The sequence below is a fragment of the Pseudodesulfovibrio sp. 7M6 genome (assembly GCF_050058625.1).
GTDB classification, from domain to species: Bacteria; Desulfobacterota; Desulfovibrionia; order Desulfovibrionales; family Desulfovibrionaceae; genus Pseudodesulfovibrio; species Pseudodesulfovibrio salinus.
In genome coordinates this window covers 1,505,722-1,525,943 of record NZ_CP188816.1, presented here as the reverse complement: position 1 = coordinate 1,525,943, position 20,222 = coordinate 1,505,722, and the positions used below count along the sequence as shown (strand labels likewise).

Here is a 20,222-nt window from a genome sequence, read left to right as displayed (position 1 = left end):
CTTGAACAATAAGAATGTAATAGCTGTCACACAGACGCCGCACTGCTTTAAAAGCACGGCGTCCTGAGAGGATATATGGAACCGGAGTAAAGGATGGATTCCCTTTCTCCTCGCGACATGACGAGCCCACCGTTGGAAGATAACCCCTTGACGACCGCAGTGTACTCTCCCGAGCCACCCTCCCGAACCAGAACAGTCTGGCCTATCCAGGCAAGCCGATTCGCGACCCGTGACAGGAATCGGGAAGGAGTCTGGTCGTCAAGCAAGTATTCGTACACGCTTTTCCCACGGGTTACAAGCACCTGCCACAGGGCGGCGGCGGTCAGCGCCCTCGACGGCATTTGCAAAACTCCGGCAGGAGCCGAACAATCTTCGCGCATTTGTTCGTCAGGCGGCGAGGCAACAAGATTCAACCCCAACCCCAGAATAACGGCACCCTTTACTTCTTCAATGAGAAGGCCGCCAATCTTACGACCGTCCTGCAGCAAATCATTGGGCCATTTGAGCTTGAGATTCGCTCCCAGCTCCATCAGCACCTCGCTGATTACATACCCCATGACCAAAGGACGCAGATCGGGCAACGCTTCCCGCCAAGGCCCGTCCACAGGTGGTTCCGGCAACACCATGGAGGCATGAAGATTCCCCGGCGTGGAAACCCAGAATCGTCGCAACTGCCCTCTTCCCTGCACCTGTTCCGCAGCAACGACACTTCCCCACGGCCCCAAGGAGCCGGACAAAGCCAGAAACCGCGCCGCCGTCATGGTTGTGGCACAAGAATGGGTAACCACTATCGGCGGGTCCTGCAGGCAGGTGCCCCGCAAAAAAGACGAACCGGAGTCTTCCACGCCATCCGTAAACGGACCACAGGAGTCAACAAGAGCCTTCCAGGTGGGATGTACTCGGGCCAGGAGATCAGGTGTGGAGGACGGCTCGTCCTCCCCTCCTCCGGATTTCCACACGAAAATTCCTTGTGACAGCATGGGTTACCTTTTGCTATATGCAGCTGTATGAAACTATATCTCGCTGGCGGAGCCGTCCGCGACTTACTCTTGGGGCGTTCCTTTGCCGACAGGGATTACCTGATAACAGAAACCTCCAGGGAAACCTTTCAGGCTGAACACCCGGAAGCCAAGGAAGTGGGACACGCTTTCCCGGTTTTCCTTGTGAACGGTATTGAATTTTCATTCCCTCGCGCCGACTCTCTCGAAATGGACTTACGGTCACGCGACCTGACTGTCAACGCCCTGCTCCTTGATGAAAACGGAGAGCTGACCTGCCACCCGCAAGGCTTGGAGGATTTACACAAGCGGATGCTTCGCCCCGCATCCCGGCAGTCTTTTTTCGACGACCCGCTTCGCGTACTCCGCGCCGCAAGGTTTTGGGCCGTGTTGCCGGACTTCACTCCCCATGAGGAATTGATCGATACGATGCGCGATATAGCATCGCAAGGGCTGCTCGAAACCATTGCTCCGGACCGAATCGGCGCGGAAACTCGAAAAGCGCTCTCCGCCACTCAACCGGGCAATTTTCTACGTCTTTTGGAACGTACAGGCTGTCTGGCCCCCTGGTTTGCGGAATTTGCCGATAGCGAGTCAATTCCGGCCGGCCCGCTGCCCTATCACGATACAAACGTGCTGGAGCACACATGCCGCGTCATGGACGCCCTGGCCGGTGATCCCATAGCCGTATGGGCCGGACTGTGCCACGACATAGGCAAAACCATGACCGATGCCGACGAATGGCCGCATCACTATGGCCACGATATCAAGGGCGAATCTCCATCGACCGATCTGGCACAACGCCTTCGTCTCTCCAATGCCTATGCTTCGGCCGGAGCCAACGGAGCGCGATGGCATATGGTGGCAGCCAATTATGCCGAGCTCAGGCCTGGAACAAAGGTAGATCTGCTCATGCACCTTCATCAGTCCCGGACCCTTGAAACCGTTTTCGCACTTGTCCGGGCAGACTATGATCGTGACTTGGCCCATCAGGCTCGCCAAGATCTGGCTATCATACTGAAAGTCCATCTTCCTCTGGAGTTACGAAATCTTGATGCCGAATCCGGCCGCCACCTGCGGGATTTACGAGCCCAGGCTCTCATCACGGCTTCAAAAAACAAAACTTAAACATTTGCATTAAGTATCTGGTTGTATAATAATAGAACTATCGTCCAGACTCCTTATAGTATCTGATAAAAAGCAAGAATGGAGATGTATTATGCGGCTTGTTACTCGCTCTGACTTTGATGGACTGGTCTGCGCCACCCTGCTCAAACACCTTAACATCATAGACGATTACCTCTTTGCTCATCCCAAGGACCTGCAGGACGGAAAGGTCGAGGTAACCAAGAAGGACGTGCTGGCCAACGTGCCCTACGTCAAAGGGTGCGGGCTGTGGTTTGACCATCACACCAGCGAGCAGGACCGACTGGGCGACATAGAATTCGAAGGTATGAGCAAGCCGCTCCGCAGTTGTGCCCGAGTCATCTACGACTATTATGGAGCCGACAAATTTCCCCCGAAATTCACCCCCATGCTGGATGCCGTGGACAAGGTGGACTCAGCCAATCTGACCCCGGATGACATCACTGCCCCCTCCGACTGGGTACTGCTGGGATACATCATGGACCCGCGCACCGGCCTGGGACGCTACCGCGATTATCGCATCAGCAATTATCAGCTGATGCTCGATATGATCGAATACTGCCGTACCATGACGGCGGAAGAAATCATGGAAATCGGAGATGTTCAGGAACGGGTCCGAAAATACAAGGAAGATGAGCCTCATTTCATCAAGATGGTAAAGGATTGCGCCACGGTCTATGATAACGCCGTGGTGCTTGATTTACGCAATCAGGAGACCATCTACTGCGGCAACCGCTTCATGATTTACACCCTCTTCCCGGATTGCAACATAAGCATACGTATCATCTGGGGATTCAAGCGGCAGAATGTGGTCTTCACCGTTGGTCATTCCATCCTGAATAAAACCAGCAAGACCGACGTTGGCAAACTCATGCTCTCCTTTGGCGGCGGAGGCCACAGAGCCGTGGGAACTTGCCAGGTTGCGGAAAGCGAAGTTTCGGAAACACTCAAAAAGCTGATCGACAGCATCAACGCAGACGGCTGAATCGTCTGCGGGGTAATGAGGAGCGCATATGCCCCTGCCACATTTTCTCATTGTTGACGACGATGAACGTTTTGCCGTCCTGGTAGCCCGCAAACTGGAACCCTATGCCAATTGTGTCATTGCCCTGAACGGCGATGACGCGGTGCTGCAATTTGAGCATTACCTCAAGGAAAAAGCGCCGTTCCAGGCCGTATTCATGGACATTGAAATGCCGGGCATGGACGGCCATGAGGTAGTGCGCCAGTTGAGAGGAATCGAAGAAAAATATGAAGTCGATTCCACAAAGAACTTCAAACTGGTCATGTTGACCGCTCACCGGGATGTAAAAAACGTAAGCCGATCCTTTTTTCGAGGCAGAGCCGAAGCTTATATTCCCAAAGAAGCCTTTCCACACCCGGGCTCTTTTCTGGGCGAATTGGAAAAAGTCGGGGTCTTACGCCCCTCCGCCTGAGTTTACTACGATTCGACCAACCGCTGCATAGCCTGAATAGCCTCATCCCTGCGGTGCTCATAAACGCGCGAGCAGAACGTTTTCAAAACGGCCTTTACCTTGTAAAGAGGCGGTAGATCTGGGATTTCTAGTAGTTGCAACGCCTCGAAATCAATCCTCACAAACTGCAAATCGCGATTCAAGGCATCGCCCCGGCAATCCGTATCCCCCATCAGCCGCTCCTGCCGGGCATGTTCCGGGTCCATATTCTTCACATACTGCAACGCTCCACACACGGATCGCTGGTTGACCTTGTCGATTTCCACATTGAGATGCTCGGCCAAAGACTTGATACGCAGATAATGAGGCGTCAATCGTTTGCGCCCCTTGTACTCCGGATCATCAAAATGTCGCCCGTTGAGGTATTCATCCGCCACGGAGTGAAAGAGGTCATAGACTCTAAAGACGCAACGCTCGTATCGGCCATGCCCGGTAAAGGCGAATGGCAACTTGGGAAAAATAGGGCGAGGCTTTTGAGCCGGTAAAGACATTCTGGAAGAATCCACTCCGATTGCCTGATAAAAGCTATTGGCAGTCTCCCTATCCAGCAGGAGGCAATCCATGCGAGCCGCAGCATCCAGGACATGAGGCCGAAGTGCTTGGACCTGTTCCGCCATTCTTCCAAAGGCCTCAATCATCTCATCCAGGTCCTTGCGCTCTCCAAAGTAGGCTTCGGCCATATCCGAAACCACCTCTTCCTGTAGCTGATCGGCAAATTCTTTCAAACCGGACATGAGAACTCCTGGCACATTGACGTATTCTATCTTATCTTCCTGAAAATTGTCTCCCCTAACAGAAATCGGGTCAACCGTTTGATGCCCCCCCTGCCAGCCGCCGCAAATGGACGCTACCGCGCAAAGGAGTTCATTATGCTGCTCAATGAACATATGAGCAAGCCCCTCTTTCAACAATCCGACATCCCCGTCCCCCCAGGAATACTCATCCATGGTGGAGAGCAAGCAAATGCGCGTCCTTCCTTCCCCCTGCCCTGGTATCTCAAGGCACAGGTACCAGCCGGAGGGAGAGGCAAAGCCGGAGGCATCTTCCGCGTTAGACCGTGCGGAAGAGTTCATTCCCGTCGCCGACACCATATTGGGGCTCACCTATCAAGGGGTATTCGGTTCCCCTGCTTCGGGTTGAACCCGCCTGCAACATTGAACGAGAATTTTACCTTTCTCTATCCGTCTCCCGCCCCCGTTGTTGCCTGCTGTTGACCGGAGGCCGTAAGGACGGCGTAGAAATCGAAAATCTTGGCGCTACCAACCTGCTCAACTCAGGGAATACACTTGCCAGGAAAAATAGAGACACATCAGGTCCGGGCGGCTTTCTTCCATCTCTGCCTGGGAAAAGAACTTTTCTCCGCTTTCAACACCCTACTGGACGCCTTGTTCCATTGCTTAATGGACAACGGCCTTCTCCTTGCTGAAATCAACCCGTTAATCCTGGATAAAGAAAACCGTCTGCTGGCTCTGAAGGGGAAAATGGAAGTCGATGACAATTTCCTGGACCTCAATTCTTCAATGGAACGGTATTATCAACGGGAGCACGCGACAAGTGAAGAGAATAAGGCGCGTGATGCGGGCCTCTCCTTCATTCGGCTGCCCTGTTGGGTCGGGTTGGTGGTCAACAGCGCATGAGAATTGCCCTGGGCCTGTTATTTGAAGATCCGCCCGCTCAGGCTCTTTTCATCAACCTCTTCGGCGGCATCCTCTCCTGTAAAAAAGTAGCGCAGGCCTTGAAAGGAGCATTGGACGGCCAAGCCCCACCCAAAGACATTGTCGTCCGCATGGCCGGAAAAGATGCTGAGTCCGGTCTGAACATCCTGAGGAATCTGGGCGAGAAGAACCTGCACATTGTCTCCAATATGCGCGAGGCTCTTGAGGTTCTCCACCAACTGGCGCCGAACAAAAATATCAAGCCGCATTACCCTGATCCGGAACAGCCATCTCCCCGCAGCATCAAAACCACAGGATCACACCTGGAGTATGAAATCTTTGAAATAAAAGAGAATACACAAATCCTTGTTCAAGGTATAACAGGTCGCGAAGGCAGATTACACACTCGCCTAATGCCCGATTACGGCGCAAACATCATAGCTGGTGTTACTCCCTTCAAAGACGGCCCGACGGTGGAAGGAGTGCCGGTATACGACTCCGTTGCCCAGGCCGGGCGCAGGCATGACATTGGGGCCAGCATCATTTTCGTGCCACCAGCCCATGCCCCGGATGCCATACTGGAAGCTGCGGAAAATCGGATTTCTTTGACAGCCTGCATAACCGAAGGAATCCCCCAACACGAACTGATTGCGGTGCTTGGAAAAATCAACCACTCACCCACCAGAATCATCGGCCCCAATACTCCCGGCATCCTCCTGCCGGGAATGACCAATATAGGCATCATGCCCACCACTCCATTTAGCTCAGGTTCGGTAGCCATCCTGTCTCGCAGCGGCACATTGACCTATGAAATCGCCTACCGCCTGGGTTCCATAGGTATTGGTCAATCCATATGCATCGGCATTGGCGGCGATCCCTTTGTGGGGACAAGCTTCATCGATCTGGTCGAAATGATACGAAATCATGATAAAACTGAAGCAGTTGTCGTACTCGGCGAAATCGGTGGACAAGCCGGGGAGAATCTGGCTGAATACGTCCGCCATACCGGTTTCGGCAAACCCGTAATTTCCTTTATTGCAGGACGAACAGCGCTTGCGGGGAAACGGCTGGGACACACCGGTGCCATCCTTGAACAACAGGGGGGCATCGAACAAAAGCTTAAGGCCATGTGTAAAGCGGGGTTTGCGCTCTGCCCAAGTCTGCGGAGCATAGCCCCAATGACCCATTGGCCGTACTCAAAAACGGAAAATGACGTTGAAGATACTTCTTCTGGATATGGGAAAGATTCTGCGCGGTGGCCAGCGGCAGGTGTTCTACCTGGCCATGAACCTGATGCGCACGGATGGTTTCGAACCGCTGGTAGCACTCCCTGCCAAAGCGCCCTTGCGCCCCATGCTCGAACAAGCTGGGATTCCTTATGCCGTCCTGCCTTCCGGCAGCGACCTGAACCCGCTGAACATGATCTCGCTATTGGGGATCACCAGCCGATTCCAACCGGACGTGGTCCACACCAATGACGCCAAAGGTGCGTCCTTGGGGGCTCTGCTCAAAAAATTCCGCAAGAACATACGACTGGTCCATAGCCGCCGGGTCTCCTACGCTCTCAAGGCAGGCTGGAGTAAGAAGAAATATCTTGCAGGCGACAAGCTGGTTGCGGTCAGTGGCGAAATCCGGGACGTACTGGTGAATTGCGGTATCCCCGAAGAGAAAACCTCCGTGATCCACAGTGGCATTGATGCTTCCCGCTATACAACGGAGAAGCACCCTCACCCAATGCTGACCATCGGAGCCGTGGGAGCCCTCAGCTCGCAAAAGGGATTTGAGGTGCTTATCGACGCGCTGGGTGTGCTAAAGGAAGATACAACTCTCCCGCCTTGGCAATGTCTCATAGCGGGAGACGGGCCATTGCTCGTCGAGTTGAAGGCACGGGCCGATCGGCTCGACCTCTCTCGCTCCATCCTCTTTCTTGGTCATCGGGACAGCCGCGAGGTTTTGCCGGAAATTGATATTCTCACTGTCCCTTCGGTGGATGGCGAGGGATCCAACGCAGTGATCAAGGAAGGCTGGGCCTCGGGCACACCGGTCATCACCTCGGATCTCCCCTCCAATCTGGAACTCGTCACGCACGAGCACAATGGACTGGTATTCAAGAATCGTGATCCCAAGGAACTGGCGGAATCGATCATCCGGGTATATCGCGACCCGGCATTGGCAACCCGAATGAAGGATAATGGTTCCATATCGCTGGAAGAGTATACCGACAAGATCATGACGGCCAAGTATATCAAGATATACCAAGCGCTTTCGAACTAGATACAGACCGAATCAGACGAACTCTCCATCCAGCAACAGATGGGAGAAGTACCCCACACAGAATGCCGCATAAAATGGCAGGAATGTGTGAATTGACGGCACGCCCTGCAGCATCAGCGGCACAGCAAGGATGGGGATGGGGACAAGAAGCATGGCCCACCATGTGTGCGTCCATCCTCTATGAGAATCTATACAGGGCAGCATGGCGAAAAAGCCCAGCCAGGCAGCCCAAAGATAGAGTTTTGCGATGATCAGCCCCAGATCGACGGCCGCAAATATGGCATAAAAAAGATTCTGTCCCTTTGAGTCGGTATCCACATCAGGGAAGAGTGCTCCAAGCAGGCAAAAGCCGGTAAGTCCCGCCGCAAGCAATGGATTGAGCACCAACCATCCGAGCAACACACACCCTACCAGCCCCATGACGGCAAAAAAAAGGCCGCCTGCCAGATGTCCCTTATAACCGGGCATAACTGTCCACGTATTGTTTTTTAACTAACCGGCGACGTACTCTGGATTGCTCACGCTGCGCACTATAAAACGCTGGGCTTCGGCGTACAGCCCGGGGACATCATAGGGCGCAAGGAACTTGGTACGAACCGCACCGAGGATACTGCCGTAAATGAGAAAGGCGGTTTGAGCCACCGGCAGTTCCGCAATGGAACCGTCCAGAATGCCCCGCTGTAAAATAGCTTCGATAATATTGATGATTTCCCGAAATTTGGCCCCTATCTTCTGGCGATCCAAGTCCGGATTATCGTCACTGAACGGAGAGCAGCGAAGCAAGGTTGGAAATGTTTTTGCTTCGTTCAAGGTAAACCCCAGGTAGGCCTCAACAAAAAGTCCGAGAGCCTCACGCCCGTTATGAGCCACGGAGATGGCCTTGCGGATATCTTCAATCATGGTTTTGATCAGGTCGCTACCTGCAACCATGAACAGGTTTTCCTTGTTGTCGAAGTAGTGGAAGACCAACCCGGAGGCAACGCCCGCCTTCTCTGCAACCATTTTCATGGTCGTACCCGCATACCCGCTACGGGCAAATATCTCCTGAGCGGCCAGCAGGATGTCTTCCTTCTTCGCCATTACAAGCTCCTCCGTCCTATGATGCTAATCCCACACCGTGGCCGAGAAGTCGTGCCTGTGGGAGTCCTTTGCTTAGTACGCTCTTCACATTAATTCAAGTAGGTGACGTAAAATGAAATTTGACAAAAAAAGGCGGAACCGCTCTGCGGTTCCGCCTTTTATACTTTAATTAACAGGGCTACATGACTTCGGAATTCTGCAACTCGTCAATCTGCTTATCGATTTCCTGCTGCAATTTATCCGGCAGTCCCATGATGTCCGTATTCAGGAAGCCCCGGACGATAGTTGCGGTGGCCTCGTCCTCATCCAGACCGCGAGCCATGAGATACTCAATCTCCTCCTGGGCAATCTTGCCTACAGACGCCTCGTGGGAAAGTTCCACGCCCTCAATGGTGCCATCGAGTTCGGGAATGGCCCAGATCCGACCGTTGCCGAGAATAAGTCCCTGGCACTCCAGATGCCCCTTGCTCGGAACATCGTGGGCACCGATATGACCACGGTTGATGATGGTTCCACCGCTGGCAATGGTCCGGGCAATGATCTCGCAACGGGTGTTGGGAGCATTCATGACAACGCGGTTGCCCATATCGATGGTGGAGCCTTCCATGGACGCAACTACCACGGAATTGAAGCGAGCCAGGGAGTTTTCGCCGTTCAACGTAATAGCCGGGTACATCTGGAGGTCCTTGACCGGCTTGAGAAGAACGTAGTTGTTCTGGAAGGTGCCGCCCTCCTCCACCAAACCGGCGGAACGGGGACGCACGGCAACGTGCTCACTCCAGTTATGAACCATGGTGAACGTCAACGAGGCGTTCTTTTTGACAAAAAACTCGGAAATGCCGAGGTGAGCACCAGAGGTGGTTCCGTGAGCCACCGAACAACCGGTGATGATGTGCGCCTCGGCCCCTTCCTCGATGATAACCACATTGTGGACATTCTGGCCGACGTTCTCGGTCTTGAGCATCAGGCAGGACTGAATGGGCTCTTCAACCTTGGCTCCGGCCTTGACGCGAATGAAGTATCCACCATGCAGATTGTCGTAGGCGGAACGGGTATATTCGTCCTTGTCCTTATCGACCAGAGTCCAGAAGTACTCCTTGAGCCCGTCGTATTTCACCAGTGCATCCTTGATGTCCATAATTTCGACATCAGGGTTGTTGGACTGGCAATGCACCGCGCTCTGGTCCATTTGCAGATAGCTTGCAGAGCGCTTGCTCAAGTCGGCGGTGACGCCCGCCATAAGCAGCTGGTCCTTGTCCTCCTGAGACAAATCCCTCAAATCCGCCAAGGGGCTCTGAGCCATGCCGTCAAACTTGTATTCGGAAAGATCTACTTTACTCATATCTCAATCTCCATGGGGAGTTCTAGTTCATGCAACGCACACATTCCTGATAACCGTGCTCCCTGATATGCTCCATGATATCACGGGGGCGTCCTTCACAACAGAGATGGCCGTTGTAGAGAACCTGCCCGCGGTCGGCGTTGACGTAATCCAGGATATAACCGGTGTGAGTAATGATCAGACCAGCAGTCTTGATGCGCTCTTTGCGCTCCTTCAGGCTGATATCCGGGAAGGTCTTGTAGTTTCCGTCGAGCACGTCGCGAGCGACCTTGCCCACCAGCTGCATATTTTCCATGTCCACACCGGATTCGGGCTCGTCGAACAGCACCAGATCCGGCTGCTGGGCCATAAGCTGCAGCAATTCGGAACGCTTGATCTCACCGCCGGAAAATCCGGCATTGATGTCACGGTCCAGAAAGTCGGTCATGTTGACATTTCCGGCCAGTCCGTCCACATCAACCTCGCCATTGCGCGAACACATCTGTACAAGATACCGCGTACGGAGACCATGAATGGTCGGCGGCCGCTGGAAGGACATTCCTATGCCGAGGCGTGCGCGCTCGTACATGGGCATATGGGTGATATCCTCCCCCTTGAAAGTAATGGTTCCCTTGGTCACGTCATAGCCGGTAAAGCCCATGAGGGTCATGAGCAACGACGTTTTTCCGGAACCGTTGGGGCCGAACAGAATGAAGGTTTCCCCGTCATTTATCTGGAGATTGATCCCTCGCAGGACCTCTTTGTCACCAATGTTGACATGCAAGTCTTCTATGGTCAGCATGTATTTCCTCGCTTTGAATCAAAATGCAATAAGCTTCATTACCTGAAGCCAGACCGGGAAGTCCAGGACCTTCCGATACGACAACGATGACTTACAATATAAGCACCATCACGGACGGAGCAACTCATGAGCGGCAAGAAACGCATTAAGGATTTAGGAAGCCTCAAGGATTTTACGCTTAAAGATAAAAAAGATGATGCGTATTCGCTACCTTACCCAAAAGAATCGAAACACGCACAAAATGAAAAAAAAGATGAAGGACCGGCCGACGACGAGCTTTTCATGAACGCCATGCAGGGAGTCAGGCAGATGAATGGGGACAAGGGCCGGCAGGTCGCCGCCGCTCCCGCCACCCCTGTCGGCAATATTACCCTCGACGATCCAGAAGAGACCGCTCGCAAGGATTTGCAACGGTTCATCCAGGGTGAAGTGGAATTCGAGCTCGAGTATACGGAAGAGTATATGTACGGTTATGTCCGGGGCCTGGACATCAAGACATTCCAACAGCTCAAAGCTGGCTCCCTCAGTGTTGCCGCACATATTGACCTGCACGGGATGACCTCGGACCAAGCACGGGACAACCTGCTCTTTTTTATCCGCGAAAGTTATCTGCAAAACTACCGCTGCGTTCTGGTCGTTACAGGGCGCGGCATTAATTCTCCCGGCGGACAGGCGGTACTGCGCCGCGAAACCGAGGGCTGGCTCACCCGAGACCCTCTCAAACGTGCGGTTCTGGCTTTTTGTACGGCACAGCCAAAGGATGGCGGTGCGGGCGCTCTCTACGTGCTGCTACGCAAGCAGAAGAAAAATGAAGGGAAAATCCAGTGGGACAAAATGCTCAACTGGGACGAGATGTAGAAAACTAAAAAGGCCCCGCCTTCCGGTGGGGCCTTTCTTTTTTATACGGTGGCCTGGGCAGCCGCATCCTCAACAGGGGGCTGTTCCATGCTGGAGTTTCTCCCACCCGCCATTTCCTTGGCAATAGCCAGTTCCTCGGCGGAGAAGATCTTGTTGATGTCGATAATGATGATGAACTGATCGTTCTGGCGTCCCATCCCCTTGATGTATTCCGCATTGATGGCCGCCCCCATCTTAGGAGCGGGTTCAATGGTTTCGGGCGTCATCTCAAACACTTCGCGGACGGAGTCGACCAAGGCACCCATTACGGTGAATTCGCCGTCAAACTCGATTTCCACGATAATGATGCAGGTGTCCACGGTATCCGCGCCCTTGGACATGCCGAGCTTGAGCCGCATGTCAACTACGGGCACGGCATGGCCGCGCAAATTGATAACGCCACGCATGAATTCCGGCGTCCTGGGAATTTTGGTGATGGAAGTCAGTTCCAGCACCTCCCGCACGGTCCCGATATCCAGCGCAAAGATTTCCTTGCCCAGCGTAAAAGTCAGGAATTGATTGATATCTTTCAAGGTATCATCTGCCATGGCACTACCCCCGGATTGGTAAGATTCAACAGAAGCGAAATAAAATACCACAATATGGGCGTAAACGACGCGCTTCTTCTAGGCCTTTCTTATCCGGCTTCGTCGTTTCGTTCCATTATAAAAGTTCAACGATTTGGAAAAAACCGACAGCAATTGCCAATCAGTCTTGGCTTGGTCTTATTGAGAAAATTCCAATCCGTAGTCACTTTCCAGAATGCCCCGGGCACGGAGTTCGTTCTCCCGGTACAACGCATCATCGTACCGGCTCTTCACGCCCCACCAGTGATCAAGCAAAGGGCTGATATCAACATGTGTGCAGCTCAACCCTCTCCGGTGCATATCGCGAAACCAGGATACGCCTATATCATATACAATGCCAAGGTTGTTTTTGAACTCCAAATATTCCTCGCCAGGCAATGGTTCCTTTAGCACGCCATCAAATACATAGGAACCATAGGGACGAACTTCTCCAAACGGCATGGTCAGCGGCCGCGCCTTGACCATATTTACCAGAGCACACCACTCATTGACCCGGCAAGGCGGCAATGGCCAGGGTTGCCGGCGCAACTCAGGGCAAACCATGTAGTTGACCACATCAGTAAGCACGGTGCCTTTAGGTGCAGCGGCAATCGACAGAAACTCCTTGAGCCCCGGTCGGTAATCCAGATACCGCTCAGGCGAACAAAGGCCGTGATGGTGTGCCGGGCAAACCCAACACATGCCGACTTGCCCTGCGGCCACTCCCTCGCCGATAGAGTCCATCAACCGCCCGACAACATCTCCCTTGATGTTGATATCATTATGAACGATGAGCACCCAATCCTTGTCGGTCTTTTCCCAACCATATTGATACCGAAGCGAATGCCGATATGACTCCTCCCCAATCCGGCTGAAGTCTGCATGTTTGATCCAGCGGGACTCCTGCGGCTCATACAGCTCGATGTTCGGAAGCATGTCCAAGACAAACTGTCGTCCGGTAAAGGCTGTACCCTCCGGCCTGTCGATCACGAACCAGATCCGGTCGATCCAGTGACCGCTGTGTCGCATGAGGGAGAGCAACGAAAGCGCGGTCTGGTAGGGCTTTGCAAATACATTGATAAGGACATCGACTTTCTTCTGCATCATGTAATTTTGTTTGATATGGTTACGCCATGAATTTTCCGGCCTCTCGATTTCACGATCAACCTTAATGATATGTAGAATAATGGCCCTATTCCGTCCAGCGGGAGAATCCTGCAAAAAAGGCTCGAAAAGGGCTTGGCACAAGGTTAAGAGCTGGCCTCCGGCCATCACGCTTCGGAAGAAAAAACAACTTGTTGTAATTTTTTCCACGAAACTGATTGACAATCAGGGGCGAGACATATAGTTACTCACCTCGCGTCGGGATGTAGCGCAGTCTGGGAGCGCACTTGAATGGGGTTCAAGGGGTCGGAGGTTCAAATCCTCTCATCCCGACCAAACGAAGAATGACCCCGGCGAGCCGATGAAAAACTCGGCTTGCCATTTCTTCGAAAACAGCCGGAACGCTGCTGTAGCTCAATCGGTAGAGCGCGTCCTTGGTAAGGACGAGGTAGGCGGTTCAATCCCGCCCAGCAGCTCCACATATCTAAGAAAAACGCCCTTCTCGAGAAGGGCGTTTTTCTTTTATCTACCGCGCTAGAATATCAAGATAAATCCTCTCGATTGTGAACAAAACATTGATAGCCTTAAGAACCTGCCAATATGCAATGTTATGTTTTTTTTACCCGCTGAGTATCCTTTTTCTTCCTTTTTCAACATTGGACGAAAACCCGTGTTAGGCTGTTCACCAATCAGAACAGCCCTCAAGGCTGAAAGGAGAACAGACATGGTTAGAAGACCTGGGTGCAGCACATCGGTGATGATCAGTTGGTAGCAAGCACATGTTGGGCGTTTCTATAGGGGATGGTCTGACAAAATGGCAACAAACCAAAAATGAAAAAGGAGGGTCAAAGCAACCAGAACAACCCAACGAGGAAGGGAAGTGTTACTGGACAATACATCCGAAACCCTATGCCTATGACAAATGCAAGGCGTTGGCTGGAAAAAAATTTTTGAAGGAACCGGAACGTCCTCATCCCAACTGCAAATGTGAAATCAAGAAGCATCCGTTGAAAAGACCCACTCGATATATTAATGGATCTATAACCGGGCATGAGTGGCTTAGGTTTGAAGGGGGCAAAAACATCACGATTCCTTGACGGGAGTATGGGATGGTATCACAACGGGAATGTGGATCGAAGTCAACGGCGAATCCCAAGAGACCGTTGCCTGCCCGCCGAAGACCTTTCACACCATCAACCTCACAAGCGATGGCAATCCTCCAATAACCCGGACTATTCGGTTTCTCGCTCTTGGGTCAGATAATATTCAAGTTGACTACACCATTGTATATGAAGATTGGAGCGATAAATAAACTATTCTTGGTGACTACTATTGTCTGTTGCGTTTTGTCTTGCGCAAAACAGTCTTCCGCATGTGATCTTTTTCTGCAGTGTAAGGACATTGAGCGGGTTATGGTCAGCAGGGGGACGGACTACCTGCCAAATGGACAGGGGAAGAAAGTCTTTGTCGTATGCGTTGACATAAATTCATCAAGGATAAATCTAAAAGAATTTATTGAAAAATGTAATGGTGATTCAATTGTTGTAAAAATAAATAATTTTTCTGTAGATGTGCCGAGGCGAAACTTTCCTGGTGGACAATCGTTCTGCATTATCAGAATGAAGCCTCAGGAAGCTTTGGATATCGCCTGGAATATCTGCCAAAAGAAGGTGAAATCTTTTCTACCGAAATGATGTCCAGCAGTTTGGCCTAGTGGCTATTGACACAAGTGAGTCGGATAACCTCCCGCAGCCCCCCCATTTTCGCAAAGAATCGTTATCCTTAATTCCGGTCATGGGGTTCAAGGGGGCGGAGGTTCAAATCCTTTCACCTCGACCAAACGAAGAATGACCCCGGCGAGCCGATGAAAAACTCGGCTTGCCATTCCTTCGAAAACAGCTGGAACGCTGCTGTAGCTCAATCGGTAGCGCGCGTCCTTGGTAAGGACGAGGTCGGCGGTTCAATCCCGCCAGCAGCTCCACATATATACGGAAAACGCCCTTCTCATGAAGGGCGTTTTTGTTTTTTTGCGTCTTATGCCCAATTTATTCTTTTGATACCTAATGATCTTCAGGCGGCTGAGGCGACAACGGCGCGCAATCGGCAATTACTGCTCAGGTCGATGATCCAAAACCCTCTGGGGAATTTTCGGAATTTTCTCAGGGCAGATCGCCATGAGCTTTGCCTTGGCATCGGCCCAAGTCTCTTCCGTGAAAAAAAACTGGGGGGGGGAATTGATCGAGTCGTACTATCGTACATACAAATGAAATGCCCTCCGGCAACGACCGGAAACATGTCACCAAACCATTTGGCACAATGCGCATCAAGCTCAATTCCGGCTGCCGGAGTCAACTGCACTTGGCATCCGATAACGCGGCGTTCCGTCCCCCTCAAATCATAAGCGAGCTCGACAAGTTCCGATTTGACTTTGTCACATGAAATGACAAACGGATCAGCTTCACCTGCCAATGACAGATTCGAAAAAAATATTATCAACACCAACCCCAAGATGATTTTCACCACGATTCTAGGCTTCATATTCTATCCAGTATTGAATGATGGTGTTATCGGCACCCTTTTGAACTATCTGAATACTCCAGAGAACAGGTGTATCCGTCAACGTGTAAAGGTAAAGGAAACCTCTCCTCCCAATGTATGACTCTGACGAGATCCATCAAAATTTGAATACACGTGTACGCCGGATGCCAACGCACCTGTTATGTGCTTGATCCTGACTTTGACAAGTCCCAAGCCAAAAAACTGTTCAACCGCACTTCCTTCAAACCCCTCTATAAAATTACTCAGGTAATGCTTCTGAGGCAGGCGTTCATGTTCGCTGATCTCGCACTTGCAATTGGGGTGAGGCCGATCCTGCTTCTCCTTGAACTTGATCCCCTCCATCGCCTTACACTTTTCACAGGCATCAGCCTTTGGGTGCACGGTCCAGTATGTGGTTTTTCCCTCTTTCTTCGAAGAAGTTCTGGAAGACGGTCCCCGTTCGCTTTGAACGCCTCCCGCCTCTCCGCATAGCTATACGATGCCAAATCATAGACAACCTTCCCCACATCTTCCGCTGTCAGCCATATGGGGCCAACGCCTTGCACAAGGCCACATAATGAGGACCGACCACAAGACTGGAATAGACCAGATTCTCCGGTCCTCCAATATCAGGCAAGGGGAACAATCGCGAATGCAACTGACGCGCTTTCTTCAACAAAGGCCGCAAGTCGTGCGCAGAAAGCCGCCCTTCCAACATTCTTTCGGGCACCTCCGCAAAAGTCGGCAAAAGTGCTGTTGAGTTGATCCTCGTCTAGAGGAGTGACAATCCTCTGAGCGACAGAGACAATGCAGGAACGCGCGCTCAAAAAACAGCCGGCACCGACCAGACTACATAAAAACGTCCGGCGTGAACCTCACATGGACAACCCTCTAAAGCCACAATGCAGGAAGAATAGTTCCGAATATGGCAGGCGTGACTTTTCCCTCAACATATCGGCCCGCCTTAAAACAGGCGGCAGCAGGCACTGTTTTCGCTCAACGAGTGCCAATTTATTGCAATATATATAGTTGGTAAATGGATATTGAAAAGCACACGCAGAGGTCTGGTATAAACTTGGTCCTGCCCTTTCTTCACCCCCATGAAACTCATTTGAATTGGCATCATCACAAATGCAACACGAATGAAACGATCACGTATTATAATAATGGCAAAAGAGAACAAAATCATTTTAAAAAAAATTGACTCACCTAAAGAACATTAACTCTTCGAACGCCTTACAAGGAGTGGAGAATGCGATTCAAGGACTGGAGCCTCAAGCTCAAGATACTGGTTCCAACGTTCGTCCTCGTATTTATCGTCCTGGCTACCATCAGCTCGGTCATGACGATCAAGGCCCAAACCATGGCAGTGACCATGGCCAAGGAAATGGCGCAGGATAAGGCCAAGGGATTTAGTTCGGAGATCCGCGGTACCATGGACCTGGCCATGACGGTCACCCGGACACTGGGGGCGATGTATGATCAGGCTGCCAACAGCAAGACCATCCCTGACCGCGAACTGCTTGACGGCGTGCTCATCGAGACATTGAAGCGCCACAAGGAACTGGCTGGGGCCTGGTGCACATTTCCTCCCAACAAATTTGACGGTCGGGAAGAGGAGTACAGGGGGAAGTATAAGGGTGCATACAGAAACTGGTACCACCGCGACGGAGATACCATTGCCGAGAGTTTTGCCGGAGACGAGAGCCTGGAGGGGCAAGCCTGGTTTGAAAACCCCATGTCCGGTGACATAGAAACCATTACCGACCCTTACCCATGGGATGCCAATGGGAAGAAGTTCTGGCTCGCTTCCACCGGAATACCGGTCAAGAAGAATGGCAAGAATATTGGTGTGGTTGGTGTCGATTTTTACCTCAACGATCTCCAGAAGACCGTTAACAGCATCAAGCCCTTTGGATCAGGCTATGCATACCTGCTGACCACGGGCGGAACCATCGTGGCGCATCCCGACGATGCCAAGATGGGCAAGAACATTGGTGCCCTCCTTGGCAATGAATACAGCTCCAAAGTCCTTAATGCGGTTAAGTCCGGTAAGGAGATAGATTATGAAGCGGTAAATCCGGAAAACGGAGTTGAAGAATTTGTGGTATATGCCCCAGTCACTGTGGGGCGTACCGTTACCCCGTGGAGCCTGGCCGTGGTTATCCCCATGGACAAGGTTCGCGAACAGGCCAATTCATTTGCCGTGATATCAAGCATTATGGGCGTCGTCGCAGTAATCGTACTCTTCGTCGTACTGCTGCTCATCGCCAGTTTGATCACGGCTCCGGTAGCCAAGGGCATATCCCTTGCCGAAAGTATGGCAGCCGGAGACCTTACTCAGGACATCGATGTCCATCAAAAGGACGAGGTTGGCAAGCTGGCGGACGCCCTGCGCTACATGTCCGAACAACTCAAGAACGTCATCGGCAATGTCCGTTCCGCCACCGACAATGTGGCTTCGGGCAGCGAAGAACTCTCGGGATCGTCCCAATCCATGGCGGAAGGAGCCTCCGAACAGGCAGCCAGTGTGGAAGAGGTCTCCTCTTCCATGGAAGAGATGGCAGCCAATATTCAGGGGAACGCCGAGAACTCCGTCAAGACCGAAAAGATAGCCCGAAAGGCGGCTGCCAAGGCCGAGGAAAGCGGCAAGGCCGTATCTCAAGCCATGGGTGCGATGACAGAAATAGCGGAAAAGATCTCCGTCGTTGAAGACATTGCACGCCAGACCAACCTGCTCGCTCTAAACGCAGCCATTGAGGCGGCCAGAGCTGGCGAGCACGGCAAGGGATTTGCCGTTGTCGCGGCCGAAGTCCGCAAGCTGGCGGAACGAAGCGGCATAGCCGCAGCGGAAATCAGTGAGCTTTCCACCTCTACTGTGACAGTGGCCAAGGAAGCCGGCAAGATGCTCGATGAACTGGTGCCCGACATCAAGGAAACGGCATCGCTGATTCAGGAAATCACTGTCGCCAGCAACGAACAGAATGCGGGAATCAGCCAGATCAACACGGCCATCCAGCAGCTCGACAACGTCGTCCAGCAAAATGCCTCGGTATCCGAAGAAGTGGCTTCGTCTGCTGAAACTCTGGCCGGTGAAAGCGCCCAGCTCCAGCAGGCCATCAGCTTCTTCAAGATCAACAACTCGAGTACTTCCCCGGCAGCGACTTTTGCGAAACGGGCTCGCCCGGCCCTGGCATCAAAGACGCCCGCCAAGAAGACAGCAAAGAAGCCGCAACGGATTGAAAAGAATGGCACGGCGGGTATCAGTTTGGATATGGACAAGAATGACGAAGATTTTGAGCGTTTCTAGGCTCCGACAGCATATAAACAGGTAAAGGCGGGACCTCATATGAGGTCCCGCCTTTTTTCTATACACATACTAAATCGAGGACAGGCTGATTTTTGCAACACCCCTGCTTCATTCGTATCTGCCGGAGCTATCCATTGGTATCAAAGATAGTTCCTGTCTCTCGTACGATAAGATCCGCCAGCAGCTTTTCGAGAGAATAATCCGGATCACTCGGCATCCGCATCTGCGCTGCGCTGTCGAGCAGTTGTGCCTGGCTTTCAAGTGCAGTTTGTTGAGAAGCGAGATGATCTTCCTTAACCTGATACATGTCCTCAATCGAGCTGGCAAAACTCTTCAGGTTATCCACAAAACTCTTCTGCTCAGACAGGGAACCGTTTAGGGCGGCGCCACTCAGGTCCGACCAGTTAACGGAACTTGACCCTTGATCCACTGCCTGAAAGGAAATATCAAACCCGCCATTCTTGCTGGATTGAATGTAGACCTGCCCACCCGAATCAATTTGATCCGTCCCCCACTTGGCACTGTCAAGCATGTAAATTCCATTGTAGTCGGTGGAACTTATCAGGCCGGTAATCTTGTCCCGCAAGGCGTCGTAATCCGCCTGAACAATGCCGCTATCCGGGGCAAGGTTGTTCGCCTCGATATCTTCGATGATGGACTCCATTGATTCCAAGGCATCCACAATCGTACTCATGGAAGTGCGGGCCACCCCCATCATGGACGCGGCTTCGCCCACATTGCCCGAGGCCTGACGCGTGGCTCCAGCATCGGCACGCAGAGTGCCGCTGATGGCCTGCTCGAAAGGATTGGAAAAGACCGTGGCCCGAGGCGATTCACCAAGCACAAGGCTGCGCAGGTCGCTCCCCACACTGGAACCATAGAACAACTGGCTCGTCAGCATGTCCTGCTGCAAAAGCTGCTGCGAATAATTGAACAAAAAGGCCTTTTCGATATCCGTCAAAGCCATGGCCACTCCAGTGGTTGCTTGCACGTCACCACAATTATTATCGGCAATCTTAAGCTTTTCTTTAGGGTCGCATAACCGATTTTACCGTT

17 protein-coding genes, 3 tRNA genes and 1 pseudogene are annotated in these 20,222 nt (G+C 52.2%); 12 read left to right on the top strand and 9 right to left on the bottom strand.

Annotation, left to right across the window (positions count from 1 at the left end; translation table 11 throughout):
* Positions 1 to 47: 47 nt before the first annotated feature.
* Positions 48 to 959 (bottom strand): biotin--[acetyl-CoA-carboxylase] ligase, encoded by a 912-nt coding sequence (locus tag ACI0FG_RS07235; protein WP_419787872.1) that lies wholly within the window; start codon positions 957 to 959, stop codon positions 48 to 50.
* A 48-nt stretch (positions 960 to 1,007) separates the two neighbouring features.
* On the opposite strand from ACI0FG_RS07235, the gene ACI0FG_RS07230 reads away from it, so the two are divergent.
* The 3 genes from ACI0FG_RS07230 (at position 1,008) to ACI0FG_RS07220 (ending at position 3,580) form a co-directional block, all read left to right on the top strand.
* Complete coding sequence (locus tag ACI0FG_RS07230; RefSeq protein ID WP_419787871.1) at positions 1,008 to 2,126, top strand: tRNA nucleotidyltransferase; 1,119 nt, start codon at positions 1,008 to 1,010, stop codon at positions 2,124 to 2,126.
* A 91-nt stretch (positions 2,127 to 2,217) separates the two neighbouring features.
* A complete protein-coding gene (locus ACI0FG_RS07225; protein ID WP_419787870.1) occupies positions 2,218 to 3,129 on the top strand; it encodes an exopolyphosphatase in 912 nt (303 codons plus the stop codon).
* 28 nt (positions 3,130 to 3,157) lie between these two features.
* Positions 3,158 to 3,580, top strand: coding sequence for a response regulator (locus ACI0FG_RS07220; protein WP_419787869.1), 423 nt, complete (start codon positions 3,158 to 3,160; stop codon positions 3,578 to 3,580).
* 5 nt (positions 3,581 to 3,585) lie between these two features.
* Here ACI0FG_RS07220 and ACI0FG_RS07215 read toward each other — a convergent pair whose 3' ends face one another.
* A complete protein-coding gene (locus tag ACI0FG_RS07215; RefSeq protein ID WP_419787868.1) occupies positions 3,586 to 4,299 on the bottom strand; it encodes a hypothetical protein in 714 nt (237 codons plus the stop codon).
* Positions 4,300 to 4,434: 135 nt separating this feature from the next.
* Here ACI0FG_RS07215 and ACI0FG_RS07210 point away from each other — a divergent pair, with 135 nt between their 5' ends.
* From ACI0FG_RS07210 to ACI0FG_RS07195, 4 genes and pseudogenes are all read left to right on the top strand, one after another.
* The gene (locus ACI0FG_RS07210; protein ID WP_419788370.1) at positions 4,435 to 4,833 is read left to right on the top strand and encodes an ATP-grasp domain-containing protein; all 399 of its coding nucleotides are present in this window, start codon (positions 4,435 to 4,437) and stop codon (positions 4,831 to 4,833) included.
* Positions 4,834 to 4,869: 36 nt separating this feature from the next.
* Positions 4,870 to 5,256, top strand: coding sequence for a hypothetical protein (locus tag ACI0FG_RS07205; protein ID WP_419787867.1), 387 nt, complete (start codon positions 4,870 to 4,872; stop codon positions 5,254 to 5,256).
* Positions 5,253 to 6,350, top strand: a pseudogene (locus ACI0FG_RS07200) (succinate--CoA ligase subunit alpha); the annotation flags it as partial. The gene ACI0FG_RS07205 and the pseudogene ACI0FG_RS07200, both read left to right, overlap by 4 nt.
* 133 nt (positions 6,351 to 6,483) lie before the next feature.
* A complete protein-coding gene (locus ACI0FG_RS07195; protein WP_419787866.1) occupies positions 6,484 to 7,548 on the top strand; it encodes a glycosyltransferase family 4 protein in 1,065 nt (354 codons plus the stop codon).
* A 12-nt stretch (positions 7,549 to 7,560) separates the two neighbouring features.
* Here the strand turns inward: ACI0FG_RS07195 and ACI0FG_RS07190 are convergent, their stop codons facing one another.
* From ACI0FG_RS07190 to ACI0FG_RS07175, 4 genes are all read right to left on the bottom strand, one after another.
* Entirely contained in the window at positions 7,561 to 8,016 is a 456-nt protein-coding gene (locus tag ACI0FG_RS07190; protein ID WP_419787865.1) for a metal-dependent hydrolase, read from the bottom strand.
* Positions 8,017 to 8,040: 24 nt separating this feature from the next.
* Positions 8,041 to 8,628, bottom strand: coding sequence for a TetR/AcrR family transcriptional regulator (locus tag ACI0FG_RS07185; RefSeq protein ID WP_419787864.1), 588 nt, complete (start codon positions 8,626 to 8,628; stop codon positions 8,041 to 8,043).
* Between the two features lie 178 nt (positions 8,629 to 8,806).
* On the bottom strand, positions 8,807 to 9,970 hold the full coding sequence (locus ACI0FG_RS07180) for a SufB/SufD family protein (RefSeq protein WP_419787863.1): 1,164 nt from the start codon (positions 9,968 to 9,970) through the stop codon (positions 8,807 to 8,809).
* Between the two features lie 22 nt (positions 9,971 to 9,992).
* The gene (locus ACI0FG_RS07175) at positions 9,993 to 10,751 is read right to left on the bottom strand and encodes an ABC transporter ATP-binding protein (RefSeq protein ID WP_419787862.1); all 759 of its coding nucleotides are present in this window, start codon (positions 10,749 to 10,751) and stop codon (positions 9,993 to 9,995) included.
* Between the two features lie 126 nt (positions 10,752 to 10,877).
* Here ACI0FG_RS07175 and ACI0FG_RS07170 point away from each other — a divergent pair, with 126 nt between their 5' ends.
* Positions 10,878 to 11,609, top strand: a complete 732-nt coding sequence (locus tag ACI0FG_RS07170; protein ID WP_419787861.1) for a Smr/MutS family protein — start codon at positions 10,878 to 10,880, stop codon at positions 11,607 to 11,609.
* Between the two features lie 41 nt (positions 11,610 to 11,650).
* Here ACI0FG_RS07170 and ACI0FG_RS07165 read toward each other — a convergent pair whose 3' ends face one another.
* Both ACI0FG_RS07165 and ACI0FG_RS07160 read right to left on the bottom strand, forming a co-directional pair.
* Positions 11,651 to 12,196: a chemotaxis protein CheW gene (locus tag ACI0FG_RS07165; protein WP_419787860.1), complete on the bottom strand. Its 546-nt coding sequence runs from the start codon at positions 12,194 to 12,196 to the stop codon at positions 11,651 to 11,653.
* 177 nt (positions 12,197 to 12,373) lie between these two features.
* On the bottom strand, positions 12,374 to 13,528 hold the full coding sequence (locus ACI0FG_RS07160; RefSeq protein WP_419787859.1) for a hypothetical protein: 1,155 nt from the start codon (positions 13,526 to 13,528) through the stop codon (positions 12,374 to 12,376).
* 49 nt (positions 13,529 to 13,577) lie between these two features.
* On the opposite strand from ACI0FG_RS07160, the gene ACI0FG_RS07155 reads away from it, so the two are divergent.
* The 4 genes from ACI0FG_RS07155 to ACI0FG_RS07140 all read left to right on the top strand — a co-directional run bounded on the left by ACI0FG_RS07155 (position 13,578) and on the right by ACI0FG_RS07140 (position 19,166).
* A tRNA-Pro gene (locus tag ACI0FG_RS07155) sits at positions 13,578 to 13,654 on the top strand.
* Positions 13,655 to 13,721: 67 nt separating this feature from the next.
* Positions 13,722 to 13,797: transfer RNA gene (locus ACI0FG_RS07150), tRNA-Thr, on the top strand.
* Positions 13,798 to 15,224: 1,427 nt separating this feature from the next.
* Positions 15,225 to 15,299: transfer RNA gene (locus ACI0FG_RS07145), tRNA-Thr, on the top strand.
* A 1,809-nt stretch (positions 15,300 to 17,108) separates the two neighbouring features.
* On the top strand, positions 17,109 to 19,166 hold the full coding sequence (locus tag ACI0FG_RS07140; RefSeq protein ID WP_419787858.1) for a methyl-accepting chemotaxis protein: 2,058 nt from the start codon (positions 17,109 to 17,111) through the stop codon (positions 19,164 to 19,166).
* A 127-nt stretch (positions 19,167 to 19,293) separates the two neighbouring features.
* Here the strand turns inward: ACI0FG_RS07140 and ACI0FG_RS07135 are convergent, their stop codons facing one another.
* Entirely contained in the window at positions 19,294 to 20,133 is an 840-nt protein-coding gene (locus ACI0FG_RS07135; RefSeq protein ID WP_419787857.1) for a flagellin, read from the bottom strand.
* Between the last annotated feature and the right edge of the window lie 89 nt (positions 20,134 to 20,222).